15 protein-coding genes are annotated in these 19,311 nt (G+C 28.5%); 8 read left to right on the plus strand and 7 right to left on the minus strand.

Annotated elements, in window-relative coordinates:
• Positions 1 to 403 precede the first annotated feature (403 nt).
• The 5 genes from sufU to sufC are packed head-to-tail and all read right to left on the minus strand — an operon-like array spanning position 404 to position 5,304.
• Entirely contained in the window at positions 404 to 826 is a 423-nt protein-coding gene (gene sufU / locus B3603_RS04610; protein ID WP_291561275.1) for a Fe-S cluster assembly sulfur transfer protein SufU, read from the minus strand.
• On the minus strand, positions 816 to 2,048 hold the full coding sequence (locus B3603_RS04615; RefSeq protein WP_291561278.1) for a cysteine desulfurase: 1,233 nt from the start codon (positions 2,046 to 2,048) through the stop codon (positions 816 to 818). Before B3603_RS04615 ends, sufU begins: the two co-directional genes overlap by 11 nt.
• Positions 2,041 to 3,126 carry a Fe-S cluster assembly protein SufD gene (sufD, locus tag B3603_RS04620; RefSeq protein ID WP_291561280.1) on the minus strand — a complete coding sequence of 362 codons (1,086 nt, stop codon included), beginning with the start codon at positions 3,124 to 3,126 and terminating at the stop codon, positions 2,041 to 2,043. Before sufD ends, B3603_RS04615 begins: the two co-directional genes overlap by 8 nt.
• 12 nt (positions 3,127 to 3,138) lie before the next feature.
• Entirely contained in the window at positions 3,139 to 4,548 is a 1,410-nt protein-coding gene (gene sufB / locus B3603_RS04625; protein WP_291561282.1) for a Fe-S cluster assembly protein SufB, read from the minus strand.
• An 18-nt stretch (positions 4,549 to 4,566) separates the two neighbouring features.
• A complete protein-coding gene (gene sufC / locus B3603_RS04630; RefSeq protein ID WP_291561283.1) occupies positions 4,567 to 5,304 on the minus strand; it encodes a Fe-S cluster assembly ATPase SufC in 738 nt (245 codons plus the stop codon).
• A gap of 296 nt (positions 5,305 to 5,600) precedes the next feature.
• Here sufC and B3603_RS04635 point away from each other — a divergent pair, with 296 nt between their 5' ends.
• The 4 genes from B3603_RS04635 (at position 5,601) to B3603_RS04650 (ending at position 14,361) form a co-directional block, all read left to right on the plus strand.
• On the plus strand, positions 5,601 to 6,830 hold the full coding sequence (locus B3603_RS04635) for an aminopeptidase (protein WP_291561285.1): 1,230 nt from the start codon (positions 5,601 to 5,603) through the stop codon (positions 6,828 to 6,830).
• A gap of 429 nt (positions 6,831 to 7,259) precedes the next feature.
• Positions 7,260 to 12,107: a nicotinate-nicotinamide nucleotide adenylyltransferase gene (locus tag B3603_RS04640; protein WP_291561288.1), complete on the plus strand. Its 4,848-nt coding sequence runs from the start codon at positions 7,260 to 7,262 to the stop codon at positions 12,105 to 12,107.
• Positions 12,108 to 12,119: 12 nt separating this feature from the next.
• Positions 12,120 to 13,337 (plus strand): lactate/malate family dehydrogenase, encoded by a 1,218-nt coding sequence (locus B3603_RS04645; protein ID WP_291561290.1) that lies wholly within the window; start codon positions 12,120 to 12,122, stop codon positions 13,335 to 13,337.
• Positions 13,321 to 14,361: an NAD(P)H-dependent oxidoreductase gene (locus tag B3603_RS04650; protein WP_291561293.1), complete on the plus strand. Its 1,041-nt coding sequence runs from the start codon at positions 13,321 to 13,323 to the stop codon at positions 14,359 to 14,361. Before B3603_RS04645 ends, B3603_RS04650 begins: the two co-directional genes overlap by 17 nt.
• 201 nt (positions 14,362 to 14,562) lie before the next feature.
• Here B3603_RS04650 and B3603_RS04655 read toward each other — a convergent pair whose 3' ends face one another.
• Positions 14,563 to 15,195, minus strand: coding sequence for a HutD family protein (locus tag B3603_RS04655; RefSeq protein ID WP_291561295.1), 633 nt, complete (start codon positions 15,193 to 15,195; stop codon positions 14,563 to 14,565).
• A gap of 301 nt (positions 15,196 to 15,496) precedes the next feature.
• Between B3603_RS04655 and B3603_RS04660 the strand changes: the two genes are divergently transcribed.
• Entirely contained in the window at positions 15,497 to 15,736 is a 240-nt protein-coding gene (locus B3603_RS04660) for a hypothetical protein (RefSeq protein WP_291561297.1), read from the plus strand.
• A 120-nt stretch (positions 15,737 to 15,856) separates the two neighbouring features.
• On the opposite strand, the gene nhaC is transcribed toward B3603_RS04660, so the two are convergent.
• Positions 15,857 to 17,311: a Na+/H+ antiporter NhaC gene (gene nhaC / locus B3603_RS04665; protein WP_291561299.1), complete on the minus strand. Its 1,455-nt coding sequence runs from the start codon at positions 17,309 to 17,311 to the stop codon at positions 15,857 to 15,859.
• Between the two features lie 425 nt (positions 17,312 to 17,736).
• On the opposite strand from nhaC, the gene B3603_RS04670 reads away from it, so the two are divergent.
• The 3 genes from B3603_RS04670 (at position 17,737) to B3603_RS04680 (ending at position 19,141) form a co-directional block, all read left to right on the plus strand.
• Positions 17,737 to 18,003 (plus strand): ArsR/SmtB family transcription factor, encoded by a 267-nt coding sequence (locus B3603_RS04670; protein ID WP_039636097.1) that lies wholly within the window; start codon positions 17,737 to 17,739, stop codon positions 18,001 to 18,003.
• 24 nt (positions 18,004 to 18,027) lie between these two features.
• Positions 18,028 to 18,819, plus strand: coding sequence for an arsenite methyltransferase (gene arsM / locus B3603_RS04675; RefSeq protein WP_396151844.1), 792 nt, complete (start codon positions 18,028 to 18,030; stop codon positions 18,817 to 18,819).
• Between the two features lie 169 nt (positions 18,820 to 18,988).
• The gene (locus B3603_RS04680) at positions 18,989 to 19,141 is read left to right on the plus strand and encodes a hypothetical protein (protein ID WP_291561306.1); all 153 of its coding nucleotides are present in this window, start codon (positions 18,989 to 18,991) and stop codon (positions 19,139 to 19,141) included.
• Positions 19,142 to 19,311: the final 170 nt, after the last annotated feature.

The following is a 19,311-nucleotide window of genomic DNA, read 5'->3' on the forward strand; positions in this document are numbered from 1 at the left end:
AGAAAGTATAAAAGTTAGTAATAAATAAGAGTAGAAAAATATGTTTAAAATAACTCTAAATTTTTCAATGGTAATTAAAAATAGATATAAATTTTTATTTTATATTTCACCATAAAAATATGTATTAAGTAAAGCATAGTATTATAGTATATACGATAAAAAATTTAAAAGAGTTTATAGTAAGAAGATAATAAATTTATTAACTGCAAAATTAAAATTTAGAGGAAGCTATTTAAGTTAAAAATGAGAAAAATTTTAGAATTATATTTATAATTGAGCTAAATATAATAAAAACACTATCAAAATTTATCGTAATTAAATAAATTGATAGTGTTTTTATTATAAAAGTCCATTAATAAATCTTTTACTAAGTGCATTTCCAAGCAGTTTCTTAAAATTTAATTTATTTAATTGATTCCTTAAGGGTATGCCATGCAAGTACCGCACATTTTACTCTTGCAGGCATGTTTGAAATATTTTGAAAGGCTATTGCATCTTCTAATATTTCAAGTTCTTCTTCAGATTTTATTTCTCTTTTTATCATTCCTATAAAAGTTTCTACTAAATTTAATGCCTCTTCCTTTGATTTTCCCTTTATTAGATCAATCATTATGGAAGTAGAAGCTTGGGAGATGGCACATCCACTGCCTGTAAAGGCTGCATCTTCTATAATGTCTCCATTAAATTTTAATTCTAGGGAAATCTCATCTCCGCAGCTTGGGTTGTGTCCAAGCTCCTTAGTATCAGGATTTACTAAATTTCTTTTATTATGAGAGCTTTGATTATGCTCCATTATAAGTTCTGTATATATATCATTAAGATGCATAGCCTAACCACCTCCTTACATTTTTTAAAGCTTCAATAAATATATCTACTTCTTCAAAGGTATTATAAAAATAAAAACTAGCTCTGGAAGTTGAGTTTACTCCTAAATACTTCATTAAAGGTTGAGCACAATGGTGACCTGCTCTAACTGCAACACCATAACTATCTAAAATTGTAGCTACGTCATGAGGATGAATATCTTTTATTCCAAAGGATATAACCGAACTCCTATCTTTCATAGTTTGGGGACCGTAAATAGTTATGAAAGGTAGTTCTTTCATTTTTTCTAATGCGTAACTAGTTAATTCTTCTTCTCTCTTTTTTATATTATCAAAGCCTATATTTTCTAAATAATCAATGGCAGCAGCAAGTCCAACTGCTCCTTCAACATTTTGAGTTCCTGCTTCTAACTTGTATGGAAGTTCTGCAAAGGTAGCCCTATCTTCCCAAACATACTCTATCATGTCTCCGCCAAATAAAAATGGAGGCATTTTATCTAAAATATGCTCTTTTCCATATAATACTCCAATGCCCATTGGAGCCAGCATTTTATGGCCTGAAAATACCATGAAATCTGCATCTAGAGCTTTTACATCTACTTTCATATGAGGTACACTTTGAGCTCCATCTAAAATAACTAATGCGCCTTTTGAGTGAGCATAACTAATAATTTCATCTACAGGATTTATAGTACCTAGTGCATTTGAAATATGAGTTATACCCACAATTTTAGTTTTTTCAGAAATCTTTGATTTAACCTCTTCCATAGAAAGCTTACCTTCATTGTCAATATACATATATTTGAGTATTGCACCTTTGGCTTTTGCTACTTGCTGCCAAGGGAGTATATTACTATGATGCTCTGCAATGGATAGAACTATTTCATCACCCTCATTTATAAAATTCATACCATAGGAATAAGCTATTAGATTAAGGGCTTCCGTAGCGTTTTTAGTAAATATAATTTCACTGCTTTTTGAAGCATTAATAAAATTTTTTACCTTTACTCTTGAACTTTCATAGGCATCTGTAGCAAAAACACTTAGAGCATGAGCACCTCTATGAGGATTTGCATTGTATTTTTCATAATATTTATCTATAGCTTCAATGACTTGTTTTGGTTTATGTGTTGTTGCAGCATTATCTAGATACACTAAAGGCTTTCCATTTACACTTTCTAAAAGTATTGGGAAATCTTTTCTTAATTCTTCAAATTTACCCATTTATAAGCCTCCTTTGAATTTCTGTATCAATTTCTTCTTTTATTTCTTCAACTGGAATTAGATCTATAATAGGTCTAAAATTAGCTTCAATTATAAGCTTTTTAGCCTCTTTTTCACTAAAACCTCTGCTCATTAGGTAATAAAGTTTATTTTCATCAATTTTTCCTGCGCTAGCAGCATGCATTCCTTCTACATCATCCTCGTCACAAAGTAGTAATGGTATAGCATCTGATTTTACAGTAGAATCTAGAAGAGTTACATATTCTTCTTCAGAACCCTTAGATCGAGCAGAACCTTTTTTAAAGTTAAGAGTTCCTCTAAATATTTTTTTAGAATTATCCATTAATACACCTTTACATATAATATTGCTATTTGTTCTCATTGCTTTATGTAGAATTTCATAGCTCAAATCAATAACTCTATTTCCATCTCCAAGGTAAATAGAATTTACATTAGTTTCTCCAGAGGTATCTTTTAACTCTGAAATAAAATTAGTAACACTGAATTTGCTGCCTAAGTTAATCTCTATAAAATTAACTTTTGCTCCATATTCGCAAATAGCTACGTTTGAATCAAAATTATGACTATCATCATTTAGAGTTTGAATTTTTATTAAATTAACTTCTGAACCTTTTTTGGCTAAGACTCTTGTAACTCCATTATGAAAAACAACTTCGTCGCCTTTATATTGAATAATTATATTTACTTTAGAGTTTTCTTCAGCAATAATCAAATTATTATCTATTAAATTATTTTTATCAATTATATGCTCAATCCTAATTGGTTCTTTTTCCTGTCCATTAGCTTTAATAACCATAGAAGAATTATAATTGTTTAAAGCATAATCCTTAACTTCTTTAGATACTCCATAATTTATAGCTTCAAATCCAAAGTCGTCTAAAAGCTCTTTAGCATTAGGGGTAGTGTCTATGGAAATAGCTTTTGGTGATATTATATTTGTATTATTGTATTCTCCAACTGTAGGTAGGGAATAAGTATCAATTGAGATATCATTAACTTTAAGCCATCTCCAAGTAATAACTGGAAGTGTATTTAAGTTTTTAAATTTAAGTTTCATTTAATTTCCCTCCTAACCTATTGTTCCTTCAAGCTCAAGCTTGATTAAATTATTCATTTCCACAGCATATTCAAGAGGAAGTTCTTTAGATATTGGTTCAACAAATCCACGAACTATCATTGCTTTAGCTTCCGCTTCACTTATACCTCTGCTCATTAGATAGAATATAGCTTCATCACTAATCCTTCCAATTTTAGCTTCATGTCCTAAGTCTACTTCATCATTCATAATATCCATAACTGGAACAGTGTCTGATTTAGATATATTGTCAAGCATTAAAGATTCACAAGAAACTGTTGATTTAGAGTGATGTGCATTAGGTGATATTTTTACAGCACCTCTATATACAGCTATTCCTCCATCCTTTGAAATGGATTTTGTATTTATATTAGAAGATGTATATGGAGCTGCATGAATTACCTTAGCACCTGTATCTAGTTCTTGACCTTTACCTGCAAAAGTAATACCTGTAAATTCGCATTTTGCTCTTTCACCTTTTAATACACTCATAGGGTAAAGCATAGAAATCTTTGAACCAAAGGAACCTGATACCCATTCAATAGTTCCATCTTTTTCTACTATTGCTCTTTTAGTATTTAAGTTATACATATTTCTTGACCAGTTTTCAATAGTGCTATATCTAAGTTTTGCACCTTCTTTTACAAATAGCTCAACACAACCCGCGTGAAGATTATTTACTGAATATTTAGGAGCGGAGCAACCTTCTATAAAGTGAAGATTAGCGCCTTTTTCAACAATTATTAGAGTATGTTCAAATTGTCCTGCACCTGGTGCATTTAATCTAAAATAAGATTGAAGTGGAATGTCTACATTAACACCTTCTGGAACGTAAACAAATGAACCTCCAGACCATACAGCACCATGTAGGGCAGCAAATTTATGATCTGATGGGGGAACACATTTCATAAAATATTCTTTAACAATATCCTCATACTCTTTAATAGCAGATTCCATATCGGTGTAAACAACACCTTGTTTTACTAAGTCTTCCTTTATACTATGATAAACTACTTCAGAGTCATATTGTGCACCAACACCTGCTAGAGAAGCTTTTTCAGCTTCTGGTATTCCCAAAAGGTCAAAGGTCATTTTAATATCTTTTGGCACTTCATCCCAGCTTGCCTTCATATCTGTATCTGGTTTTACATAGGTTACAATATTTTCAATATTTAAACTAGAAATATCTGGTCCCCATGTAGGAACATCTAATTGATTATAAATTTCTAAAGATTTTAGTCTAAATTCAGTCATCCATTCTGGTTCATTTTTTTCTGATGAAATAGAACGAATAATATCTTCAGTTAGTCCGCTATCTACTTTATAGCTATATCTAACTTCATTTTTTATATCATATATACCTCTGTCTACATCTTCAACATAGGTTTTATTTCTTTTTTCCAAACCATCTCACCACCTATTCTATTTATAAGCCTCATAACCATTTGATTGAATTTCTTCTATAAGCTCTACTCCACCGGTTTTAACGATTTTACCATCAACTAATATGTGAACAAAATCTGGTTTTAGATGCTCTAAAATATTATTGTGGTGAGTTATTATTAGAATAGATCTATCACCATTTACAAGCATTTTAACACCTTCAGATACAACCTTAACAGCATCCACATCTAATCCTGAATCAGTTTCATCAAGAATTGCTAGTTTAGGCTCAAGGATTGCCATTTGTAGAATTTCATTTTTCTTTTTTTCGCCGCCAGAAAATCCAACATTTAAGTATCTACTTGCATAAGATTCGTCCATTTTTAACATTGACATCTTCTCTCTTAGGTCTTTTCTAAAACTCATCATTTTAAGAACCGTTCCTGAAACAGCGGCCCTTGAAGTTCTTAAAAAGTTTTCAACGGTAATTCCAGGAATCTCCTCTGGATATTGAAAGGATAGAAATATTCCTTTTTTAGCTTTTTCATCTGGGCCAAGTTCATTTATAATTTCCCCTTCAAATTCTATTATCCCTTCAGAAATTTTATATTTTGGATGGCTCATCAGTGTGTTAGCAAGGGTAGATTTACCAGCACCATTAGGTCCCATAATTACATGAATCTCACCCTTATTTATTTCTAAGTTTAAGCCTTTTAAAATTTCTTTATCTTCAACTTTGCTGTGTAAATTATTTATTTTAAGTAGTTTCTCTGACATTTTTATATCTCCTTTGAATTATATCAGAGTTAAATACTCTGAATTAATATATATTTATATCATACTACTTTGCTCGGAATTAGTCAAAAGCTTTTTAATATATTTAATGTATAAAGATACTAATAAAAAATTAGGCTTATAAAGCTATATAAAAGGATAAATTAATAGTAAGCTTTTCGAACTATAGCGACTTTTATAATGAAATTAAATACATATTTAAATGAAGTTTTACAAAAGTTACTAATTTAATGTTAAAATAGGTCTATATAAAAATGATTTTTCGGAGGTGTTTAATTATGAAAGAAGAAATGTTAAAAAAATATGCGAGATTGGCAGTTAAAACAGGAGTTAACATACAAGAAAATCAAACACTTGTAATAATGTCACCAATAGAGTGTGCTCCTTTTACTAGAATGATTTCTGAAGTTGCTTATAAAGAAGGGGCAAGGGAAGTTATAATTCATTGGTCTGATGAAATATCAGCAAAAATTAGATACATGAATGCCAGCACTGAGGTTTTAAGTGAAGTAGCACCTTGGCAGGTGGATTCTTTAATTCATTATGCAAAGGATGGTGCTGCATTTTTAAGCATATCTGCATCAGATCCAGAGCTTATGAAAGAAGTACCAACTGAAAAAATTTCTACTTCAATGAAAGCAAGGCAAATAGGATTAAAAGAATTTAATAAGAGATTGATGACTAATGAAAACCCATGGTCAATCGTTTCAATCCCTACAAGGGCATGGGCTAAAAAGGTATTTCCAAACCTTTCAGAGGAAGAGGCTGTGGAAAAGCTTTGGGAGGCAATATTTAAAATAGTTAGAGTGGATAAGGAAGATCCAGTGGAAGCTTGGAATGAACATAAAAATAATCTTAAAGTAAAAATGGATTTTTTAAACTTAAAGAACTTTAAATCTATTTATTTTAAGAACTCATTAGGAACAGATTTAAAAATGGAACTTCCAGAAAATCATCTTTGGGTTGGAGGAGCAGAGAAAAGTTCTGAGGGAATTGAATTCATAGCTAATATGCCAACAGAAGAAATATTCTCAATGCCCAAAAGAGATGGAGTAAATGGTGTTGTATTTAGTTCAAAACCATTAAACTATGCTGGGAATCTTATAGAAAACTTCTCTTTAACTTTTAAAGATGGAAAAATAATAGATTTTACAGCTGAAAGAGGATATGAGTCATTAAAAAGTTTAATTGAAACTGATGAAGGTTCACATTATTTAGGTGAAGTTGCACTTGTACCTTTTGATTCTCCTATTTCAAACTCAGGAATAATTTTCTTTAACACATTATATGATGAAAATGCTTCTTGCCATTTTGCTATAGGAAGAGCTTATAGTCTATGTGTTAAAGATGGAGATAAAATGACTGAAGAAGAATTATTAAAGGCTGGAGCAAATAATTCTTTAACTCACGTAGACTTTATGCTAGGTACAGAGGATTTAGATATAGTTGGAACTACTTATAATGGAGAGTCAGTTCAAATCTTTAAAGATGGAAACTGGGCATTTTAAAGAGGAATTTGTAATTTAGACAAATAGATAACGAAATAAATATATATATAACAGTAAAATATCTTAACCTCTTAAAGATTAAGAATTAATAGTTAAGAATACGAATTCAGGAAAGAATTCACTAAAGGTGAATTTCTTAAAATAAAATTTATTTAAAAAAAACTACAAAGACTTTGGTCTTGGAGTTTTAACCATAATTCTTCACTTTTCATCCTTAATTCGCATTCATAGAAAAGGATTTCTGCTATGAAAATTAAAATTATGTATAAGCTTAATTTTAATTAAGAAGCCCTATATAAGGTATTTATATAATAGAAATGGTCAAGATAAAAATAGATTAAAGCCTATTTTTATCTTGACTTTTTTATTGAATTAAAGAATTTAAAATATGATATAATTTATTTACAGTGTAATAAAGGAGTGAGATTAGTGGAAGTAAATTTTGAAAATATTTACGCTCGTATTCAGAGAAAAGTTTTAAGTGTTAAATGGATTAATAAAGTAAATTTAGATAAGATTATTATAGATTCTCATATAAAATCCGAGTATTTTGTGGCAAAGTTAAAAGAAATGATTTTTAAAAAGGATTATACAGCAAAGTCGACATTGGTATTATTAAAACCATTGATCTTAGAATTATCCTCTAAAGATATATTAGAAAATTCAGAAAATGATCTACTTTTATACCTATATGAATACTCACTATCAAAAGTTTTTCCCGAAGCAGTAAGTGTTGAATTAAATGCTAATTTAGACTCTATTTGTAATCTTTATTTTAGAGTTCTTAGAATAATTACAGTCTTTGAAAAACACTGTAATGGAGAAAAATTTATCTCTAAATATCCTATGGAATTTTTAAAAGATGAAGAATTAGAATTTCTTGAATATAGTGACGAGTACTTAAGATTTGTTAAAGCCTTTGAGGATTCTTATATCTATGAAATGATGAAAGTAAATGGAGAAATAACAGGATTTAATACTTTAGAACATATTTCTGGAGTTCATTACTTAGCTATGTACATTGCAAGACAAGTTAAACACCAAGGACTTAAGGTAGATTTAGGAAGAGTTTCTGGAAGTGCTGCTGGTCATGATATAGGAAAGTATGGGTGCAAGAAAAATGAAATGAAAAGGGTCCCTTATTTACATTATTATTATTCTGATGTTTGGTTTAAAAAGCATAGTATAAACTATATAAGAAATATTGCTATCAATCATTCAACTTGGGATCTTGAGTTTGAAAATCTTTCTCTTGAAAGTCTTATTTTAATATATTCAGACTTTAGAGTTAAAAATAGACAAATAAACAACAAAAATGAAATGCACATATTCTCTCTTAAGGAATCTTTTGATGTAATTTTAAGTAAGCTTGATAATGTAGATGAAACCAAGGAAAAGCGTTATAGAAGAGTTTATTCAAAGCTTAGGGATTTTGAGAAGTTCTTACAGTCAATTAATGTTGAAACTGAAGTTAAAGATATAGATTTAAAGAGTATGAAGAAGATAAAAGAGCCGTTATATTCTCTTAATCAGGGCGAGGAAATCGTTGATAATTTAAAATATATGGCCATAAACCACAATATAAATCTAATGTATATTTTAAGAGATGAACATTCATTAAATACTATTATTGAAGAAGCTAGAAGCGAAAAGAATTGGAAAAGTTTAAGAGAATATATAAGAATATTTGAGGAGTATTCCACCTATTTAACTCAAAAACAAAAAATCCAGACTATAAATTTCTTATATGAAAATCTTGTTCATCCTGAAGATGATATAAGACGTCACTCTGCTGAAATTATTGGTAAGCTTATTGCTATATTAGATGAAGAATATAGAAAAGAATTACCGGAAGGCGCGGTAGATGATTTTTTTAATATTGATAGTAAGGATGTATTAAGAAAGTATATAGATAAAATATTATTTCCAAGTCATAAAATTATATCAAGCCACAGATATTGGATTGGGTATAGCTTAAGTACATTAATAAAATCTCTATTTGAGAATTGTGGAGAAAATAAAAAAGAAGAATATAAGGAAGTGATTCTAAGCTATTATGAAAGTTTTAAATATAAAAATTCAGATAATTTATTATTTCTAATTGAAAGTGCTAATTATATTCCAATAGATAAAGAGGATAAGCTTTTAGATAAATTATATATTTTTATATTTACTATGTTAAAAAAGAGAAATATAACATTAAGACTTTCCACTTTAGGTTTATGTATTAATTTAATGGAAAAATTAAATGATGAATCAGTATTTGTAATTCACTTAAAAGACTATTTATATTCTGTTAGTGCTAAAAGCAGTTATGGTGCTGAAATCTTATTAAGATATCGACTTTCACAAAAATTAAGTTTAAAAGATTTAGAATACAACTTAAAAGAAAATTTACAAGTTCAAAAGAAAAATATACAAGAAATTTATCTAAGTAATTTAAAATCTGCTACTGAATGGAGTGTAAAAAAGTATCAGATAGAATTAATTCTGGAATTTGTAAAAAACCATAAAGAAATCAATGCATTGCAGGCATCAATACATTTTTGTAATTTGCTTAAGGTAAGTGCTGTAGAAGAAGTTAGAGTTAGTGCTGGAAAAGCAATTGTTGAAATAATGGATTTTTTGTCTTTTTCTGAAAGAAATGAAGTTGCTATAGAACTTTTAAGATCACTAGAAATAGAAGGCCATAAGATAACTGAATATATACCAAGATATTTAGGGCAAGTCCTTCTTTATATACCACCAAAAGAATTTGATGAGATAATTGATGATTTAGCCTTTAAGGTTAAAATAGCAAAGCCTTCAGTAAAGACCTTAATGCTAAAAACTATAGGAGTAGTTTTAGAGTATTATAAATGTTATGGTAAAAGATTTAATGAACCAGAAAAAATATTAAATAAGAGAAAAAATACACTTCTTAGTATTCTTTTAAATGGGCTTGGTGACTATATAAATGAGGTTAAAAGAAGTGCCTTTACCACTATTGGAAAAGTTATTTTTGGCTCTAAGATTTTATCGTTAAAAGAAAAGAAAAATTATTTTGATCTTTTAGCTAAAAAGATATTGACTCTTGTTATAAATGATGAGAAGGAAGATTTATTTTTTCTTTCAAATGCAGCAGGATTAGCTCACATATATAGATTTATTGCTGATTATAATTTTTTTATTGGAAAGTTTAATATGGAGATACCACAGAAAATTGCATTTTTCCCAGGAACATTTGATCCATTTTCCCTCAGTCATAAAGAAATTGCAAAGACAATTAGGAATTTGGGATATGAAGTTTATCTTTCAGTAGATGAATTTTCTTGGTCTAAAAAAACTTTACCCCATTTATTAAGAAGAAATATTCTTAATATGTCCATTGCTAACGAATTTGGAATATTTGTATATCCACAAAGTGAACCTATAAACCTATCTAATAAAGAAGATCTTCAAAGTCTTAAAGATAATTTTAAAGAGCAAGAAGTTTTTATAGTAGTTGGAGCAGATGTAATTACTAATGCTTCTAGTTATAAATTGCCTTATAATAAAGGATCCATTCATGATTTTTCTCACATAGTTATTGAGAGAAATAAAAACAATACTTTGTCAGAGTATTTAATGGAGATAAAGGGAAATGTCCATATTATTAATTTACCAAGTAAATATACAGATATAAGTTCAACACAAATTAGAAATTATATTGACAGTAATAGAGATATATCAAGTCTTGTAGATCCACTAGCAGAGCAATATATTTATGATAATGGATTTTATCAAAGAGAACCATTAGAGAAAGCCACTTTAAACTTATTATATCTTGAAACAGAAATAATAGAACATAAGGATGAAGAGATTATAAATGCCCTATGTAATATAGCTAATAATGGGTTAAGAAAAAAAATTGAAGAACTTTTCTCAAAACCTTCTGGTAGAATAGTAATTTTAAAAGATTGTAATAAAAATGAAATACATGGTTTTTCATTAATACACTGGGCTCGCTCAGGTATGCTCTATAGTGATATAAAAGATATCGAGATAGCTCAGTATATGAGAGAAGAAAGTCAAGGAAGAGTGATTTTATTAGATGGATTTTACATTAAAAATCATGAAAAAAATAAAAATTTACTTTCGATATTGATAACTGAAACTTTAGCTTTTGCTTGTAGTCGCGATTATGAATATGCTCTTTATAGGCAGTGTGAAAAAGATAATCTATCTACTACAATTAAGGATACCTTAGCCCTATATGGATTTAAAGAAATTTTTGATTCTGTTCATCTTGTAAATATGAGTTCACCTTGTGTTTTAAATTTTGATATAGAAAATCTAATAAAAGAACCTTTTAGAAGTAATAATAAAATAAAAGCTGCAATTAATGAAAGTAGAATTAAACTTCAGCAGGCAATATGCAACCTTTTTCCAGGGAACTTAGTGCTTTCTTTTGATTCCAATATGGTTCATCAAGGACTTATAAAAAAGATTTGCAAAGAAAATAAAGTATCAGAATATGAAACAAATCCAAGAACATTAGGAAGTGCAATGTGCGTACCTTATGGGGATATATTAGATAGATATATAATTCCTAACACAGTGACTAAGTCACTTCACACGGAGAAATACTTTAACCCTGATATGAAATCATTTAAGATTGGGGAATTTCCACATTATCTTAGCTTAGAAAATCAGATTAAAATGTTAAAGTCCTTTAATAGACCAATTATATTAGTAGATAACCTTCTTCATAAAGGATATAGAATGAAAGCTATTGAGCCTATATTTAAAAAAGAAAAAATAAATATACAAAAAATTATAGTTGCTATATTATCTGGCCGTGGTAAAGATCTTTTAGATTATCAAGGAGGAGAGGTAGATTGTTTATACTTCATCCCTAGATTAAAAATTTGGTTCAATGAAAATGCATTATATCCGTTTATAGGTGGCGATGCAGTTTGGAGAGGGGAATTTCCAGGCAGAAATCTTCTTCCATCAATCAATTTAATTATGCCATATACTTCACCTAAATTTATAAGAGGCGCTAATAATAAGGAACGTTATAAATTATCTAAAGTATGTATAGAAAACTCTATAAATATACTTAAAGCATTAGAAGATGAATATCATTATATAAATGAAAGAAATTTAACGCTTTTGTCTTTAGGGCAGGTATTTACTATACCAAGATCTGTAGATAGGGGACTGGATATAAATTATGACTTAAATCACAAACCTTCACATTATTTAGAAAATGACCTTGAAAGATTAAAAAGATTTGAAGATATGTATATGTAGGGAGAGGATATGATGAAGTACTATAAATATAAAGACTTATTGCTTATAAGTGAGGAGACTTTATCAAATAAATTTACTAACATAACTGAGGAAGAAGGATTAAATTTAAATAGAAGGGCTTACTATCTTGGGAAAAGACCACTTAATGACTTTCGAAGTTATTTTAAAGTATCTTCAATAAAGGAATTATATAATGAAGATTTAAATGTGATTATAAAAGAAAAAGAAGAAGAAAATAAATTATGTAAAGTGTTAAGAAATCTTTCTTTCATAAATTTAAATGTTGATAATTGGGAGGAAATCATAGAAGGTAAGCCATCTAAAAAATATAAAATAAATATTGTTGGTTTAGGCGATGTTGGAGGAACACTTCTTATAGGATTAAGGCTTTTAGGAGCAGATGTAGTTGAGAATATAGGCATATATGATTTGGATAAAAATAAAGTAGATAGATGGTACTTTGAAGCTAACCAAATATATGATACTAATAATATAGATATGCCAAAGATAATTAAAATAAATGAAGATGAGCTTTTTGATTGTGATTTATTTATATTTTGTGTATCTGTTTTTGTACCTGAAGTTGGTGATGAAAAGAAAGATGTTAGAATGGTTCAATTTGAAGGAAATAAAAAAGTGATAAGTATTTATAGCAAAATGGCAAGAAAGGCTAATTTTAAAGGGGATTTTGCAGTGGTGTCAGATCCTGTAGATTTACTTTGCAAAGTAGTATTTAATGAAAGTAATAAAAATGAAAATGGGGATTTTGACTTTAAAGGACTTAGTTCTCATCAAATAAGAGGTTATGGTCTTGGAGTTATGAATGGGAGAGCAACTTTTTATGCTGATGAATTCAATATAGATTATGAGAGTGAAGGAAGAGCTTTTGGACCACATGGAGAAGGGTTAATCATTGCAAATAGCATAGAAAATTATGATGAGAATATTTCAGACTTTCTTACAGAAAAAACTAAAACTGCAAACTTAGAGGTGAGAGCTTCAGGATTTAAGCCTTATATTGCTCCAGCATTATCTTCAGGAGCAGTGAGTATTCTTGCATATCTGAGAGGACAATGGCATTATAGTACTTCTTTTTTAGGTGGTGTTTTTATGGGAATTAAAAATAGAACTACTGAGAGCGGCATAGAACTTGAGAGATATAATATGCCTGAAGAACTTTTAAATAAATTAAAACAAACCTATAATTATTTAAATGCTCTATATAATTAATCCAAGAAAAGAGACTTCTAAGATGCTTCAGGACATGATTTCTCAGTTTACCCATGAGAGCCACAAAATTATTCAAGATGAATTAGTAGATTTAAATAATAAAAAGATATTATTAGCAATAGACGTTGATGAAACACTTTCTGATATAAGTATGTTAAAATTTATGAAAAAGCTCATGAAAAAAGATAAAAATGCATTCGTAGATTCTCACTGTGGAATTATTTGTGCATCTACTTCAGAACTTGGCACAAAAGATACCTGTCAAGATATAATATTTCTTGCAAATTCTATGGGTGCAATTTTTATGGGACATCCAATGGTAGAAGCTACTAAGGACCTTATAAATTTTTCTACATGGCAAAAGGTTCTTAGTATACCTCTTCGTGATATACTTTTAGAAAGATGTAAGAACTTAAATAAGAGACTTAGAAAGTTTGAGTTTAAAAAGTATGAAGAACTAGATATAACAGTTCTATATTCAACTCCTAATAAAATTTCTAACTCTTTAGATTTATGGAAGATGGTAAAATCAAACTTTGATTCTACAATAGATATTAAAGAGATATTAATAGAAAATGGGTCAATACAGGATTGTAAAGGCTGTGGATATAAGGTATGTACTCACTATGGAAAAGATAATAAATGCTTTTATGGTGGACCTATGATAAGTGATGTATTGCCTGCCATAGAGAAATCTAATGCAATAGTTTGGATTTGTCCTAATTACAATGATGCTATAGCTGCAAATTTAACAGCAGTAATGAATAGATTAACAGTACTTTATAATAAAAAGCCTTTTCATGACAAGGTTATATTTGGAATAGTGGTATCAGGAAATTCTGGAGGAGATTCTGTAGCAAAACAACTAATAGGAGCATTAAACTTAAATAAAGGTTTCATGCTTCCACCAAAGGCATTCTTACTAGCAACAGCTAATGATCCTAAATCAATATTCAATTATAAAGATGTGGATAAACTTGCTAAGGAATTTAGTGAAGAAATAAAAAGAATTATTGATAAATAGTTATATTACAAGGGGGATAAGTATGTATAAAATATTTACCTCATGATGCTAATACTCTAATTTGTAGATTATATGAATAGCAATCATGAGGTATTTTTTGAATAAAATATATTTTTAAAATAATTAATAGATATATTCCTTTATTTTTATATATTAAATCATTAGAATATCGTAGCAACTTATCATCTTTAACTAGTTATTTTATCTTGTATTATACAAAATAGTCGATCTTATAATAGCAGCTTTCTCAGATATACTATTTATGGTGATTTTTAAACTATCATAAGAATCTTTTATAGTTATAAGTAACAAATCATTTTTCTCTAGTTTAATATTTTCAGCATCATTTATAATTATATTGCAATCACCATCTGCAGCATAAAAACTTTCTAATAAGATTTCATCTTCCCCTTTAGGAATTAAATTATTTTTAGGAACAGAATAGGCATTATTATTTGATAAGAGTATAGAATTTATATAACCTTTGGAGTTTTCCCTAAGCATCAAATTAAAATCTCTTACTTTTCCAAAGCTCTTAGTTTCCCATTCACCACTAAAGCTATGTACTTCAAAAGGCTTTAAATTTATAATTTTATTATTTTCATGTTGAAGCTTTAAAGGATTATCTAAAGAGAGAATAAATCTAGATGTATTAGGTAAATAAGTAAAAGTAGATTCTTCTAATTCAACCTTTGCAGAGCTTAAACGCCATTTAAAATTTAAACTTTTATAATCAGAAGCAATAGGATATATAGCAAGTTCTGTGGTGGTTCCACCTGACCAATTGGAAGTTTTATAATCTTCATTATGAATAAGTTCTAGAGAATAAGACATTTATATTAGCCCCCTACGATTTTAAATATGTTCATAGTTTAATTTGACTATTTTACAATATTATACATCAAATCATAATTTAATATAACCTTCATAATAATAAAGTTCATATATGGGTTTAAACTTTTGAAATCTTTATAAAAAATAAAATAATAAAGGAAAAGTAATTGATATGAAGAATTGTTTATTAAGTAAATGAAAGTTTAAGTTTTAAATGTATACATTATGCAAGTTGAGTATAGAAGACCAATAGATTATTAAGTGAAAGAATAATGATAATTTATAAAATAGAGGTGAAATTATGAGTAATTTAAGAAAAATTATATACAGCTATAATCTTAAAATAAAAGAGAAAGGTAAGAAAAAGTATTTTTTAAGATTATTTATAACTACTATTTTGCAAACTTTAGCATTAGCAATAATACCAGCAATTATTGATGAACGATATAGTACTTTGTATATAAAAATACCTATAATTTTTATCTTCTTCTTCATTTTTAATATGTTCATAGGATTTTTCTTAATTTTTCCTAGATTATGATAAAAATCTTTAATAATAATTTAAATAATGAATCTAGTTTTACAAATAACACTTTAAAAATAAAACCTTTAACCAAATTATTGATTAAAGGTCCTTTATGATTAATTCAGAAAGAAAGTATTATAAAACTTCATGTAATGTTTTATATTCAGCAAAATCCTCTGATTTTAATTCTTTAGCAATTGGCTTGCTTTCATCCAATGATTTCATTGCAAAGCCTGTATATCCATAAATTGCAGATATAATAGGATTAATTAAACCTAGAAAATGGAATGGAGCATAAGCAAAGGCACTTACACCTAAGGTTGAAAAATATACTGCTCCACAGGTTGACCAAGGTACTAATCCAGATGTTAGAGTACCAGCGTCCTCTAGTACTCTAGAGAGATTTTTAGGATGTAGGTTCAACTTTTCATAAACAGGCTTATACATTTGTCCTGGAATAACTATTGATATATATTGATCTGCAGCTGCAAAATTCATAGCTATACAGCTTAGTATATTTGATAAAATGATACTTCCTCTACTATGGCAGTGTCTAAGTATAACATTTATTATCGTGTCTAAACATCCTATTTGTTTAACAAGCCCACCAAAAGCTAATGCGCACATAACTAAGGAAATGGTTTCCATCATAGAAAGAAGTCCACCTCTATTTAGTAGTGTATCTACCATAGCATTTCCTGAACTTATTTCAAAACCATAGAATAATGAATGTAAAACTTCTGATATACTACTACCTTGCATAAAAGAGAAGAGTACACCTATAATTGTTCCACCTATCATACCTGGTATAGCAGGTACTTTAAATACTATCATTAAAATCACAGATAATGGAGCAATAAATATTAATGGACTAATGTTAAAAGAGGATTGAATAGTATCTAATATTGCATTAATTTGAGTAGTATCTACAGCTTGACCCTTATATCCCATACCTATTATTGAAAATATTATTACTGATAAAATAAAGCTTGGTATTGTAGTATAAAGCATATGTCTTATATGATCAAATACATTTACTCCAACTACACCAGCTGCTAAATTTGTACTATCTGATAATGGTGATAATTTATCTCCGAAAGAGGCGCCTGTTACAACTGCGCCAGCGATTATTGCAGAAGGTATTCCAAGACCTGCACCTATGCCCATAGCTGCGGTCCCCATAGTTCCAGCAGTAGTCCATGCACTACCTGTTGAAACTGAAACTATTGCACATATAATTGGTAATAAAAATAAAAACATAGCAGGAGTAAATAGTTTAAGTCCATAGAAAATCATACCTGGAACTACTCCACCAGCAATCCAAGTGCCTACTAAGCATCCTACAATCATAATTATGAAGTTTGCTTGCATTGCCATAGAGTTAGTTTTTATCATAGCTTCTTCCATGTCATTCCAATTATGGCCTAAAAATTTACCTATAATTGCGGTTATTGCACAGCATATAATTAATGGAATTTGAGGTGCTGAATCAAATACTATTACCCCCAATAACATGAAACAGATTAGAAAAATGAATGGTATCACAGCTACAATAAGTGATGGTTTTTTTTTATTTTTCTGATTGTTCATTAATCTTTTCCCCCTTGTTGTAATATATTTATTATCAAGTATTGATTAAAAAATCATACTTAATATCATAAAATTTATCTTAAGTGTAATAATGTTGTAGTATGCAGAATTTATATATTATTACTCCATACGATAACGTTTTCATAAAAGTTATAAAGCTTACTAAAATTTTCTTTTTTTCTTATAAACATATCACTTTAATTTTGTAAAATCAAGAATATTCAGAATTAAACATATTATTCGAATATATTTAATGTAGCATAATAATTCAATAAGCTCCATAATATGTGTTTTGAATAAAGTCATTAGACTCATATATTTGGAGATAACGAGAGTATTGACAGATTATAATTTTATAAATACTATATAAGTATATTAGTAAATTATTATATAGTTATATAATCTTCAATTTAGGAGGATATTATATGGAAAATCAAGTGAAAATCTTTAAGGCATTAGCTCATCCTATAAGATTAAAAATAATCACAAAGCTAGCTCAAGGTGAGCTTTGCGTTTGTAAGCTCAATGAAGATGTGGATTTTAGTCAATCTAATTTATCTCAACATCTTAGAATATTAAAAGAAGCCAATATCTTAAATGCCCGAAAAGATGGTATGTGGATTTATTATAGTATTAAAAATAATAAAATTTTAGAGCTTTTAAATATTGCTAAATCTATGAATGATTCTTAAAGTTTAAAGATAAGTTGGAGGTAGATTAAATTGAGCAAAATAAATAAAGATGATATAAGAAAAAGCGTTCGAGAAAGTTATAAAAAATTTGCAATTGAAGATAAGAAATCAGAAAGCTGCTGTAGTGGACTTAATCTGAAAAAATCTGTATTAACTATATCTAAGAATATTGGATATACTAAAGAAGATATATTAGTGGTACCAGAAGGTTCCAATATGGGGCTTGGTTGTGGAAATCCACAAATAATAGCTCAGTTAAAAGATGGAGAAGTAGTTTTAGACCTTGGAAGTGGTGGCGGCTTTGACTGTTTTTTAGCTGCTAATAAAGTAGGTGTAAATGGTCATGTTATAGGTGTAGATATGACACCGGAAATGATTAGTAAAGCTCGCTTTAATGCTACAAAAGATGGGTATAAAAATGTAGAATTTAGGCTTGGAGAAATTGAAAATCTACCTGTTGCAGATAATATAGTAGATGTCATAATTTCTAATTGTGTTATAAACTTATCTCCTAATAAACAAAGAGTATATAATGAAGCTTATCGTGTATTAAAAAAAGGTGGAAGAATTGCTATTTCTGATGTAGTGCTTATGAGAGAGCTTACAGAAGAAATGAAAAGTGATGAAAAGCTTTATTGCGGATGAGTAACCGGTGCTTCTTCAGTTGAAGAATTAGAAATATATTTGAAAAATGCAGGTTTTAAAGATATTAATATTAAAGTTAAAGAAGTATCTAAGGAGTATGCAGAAAAATGGGGACATGGATTGAACGTAGGAGAGTATATCATGTCTGGTGAAATTAAAGCAGTTAAATAATAGGATCTTATTTAATAATTTTTATTCTAAAAAATGCGCTGGTGTTTTTGGATATTTAAATATTCAATGCAATTCATAATAAATTCTTTACTACCAATGATAAATTCTATTTATTTCTTTAACATAAAATCTTTTCTCTAGGGCAACCTAAGAAGAAAAGGTGGTTTTTATGAGTAGAGATAATAATTTTAGAGATGGTAAGAAAAATATGAAAGCAATAGGACATTATACTAAAAATGCAATAGAAGAATTTGAAGAGAATATTGTAAGTCAGACGAACTTTTTAGAAAAAGTAAAAGAAAATACTGAAAAGAAGGATTAAGAAAGTTCAATTTAGGCTGACTTCTTATAGCAAATCACATTGAAAGCATAAAAGAGAGTGAGATTTTTTTCATTCTCTTTTATTGATTTAAAATTAAAATTTCTATTTGCTATAATTAAATGGAACATACATAAATAAATTATAGTAAAATAATTCTATTTATGATACTA

It is taken from the genome of Clostridium sp. UBA2485 (assembly GCF_002341865.1).
Lineage (GTDB): Bacteria > Bacillota > Clostridia > Clostridiales > Clostridiaceae > Clostridium_J.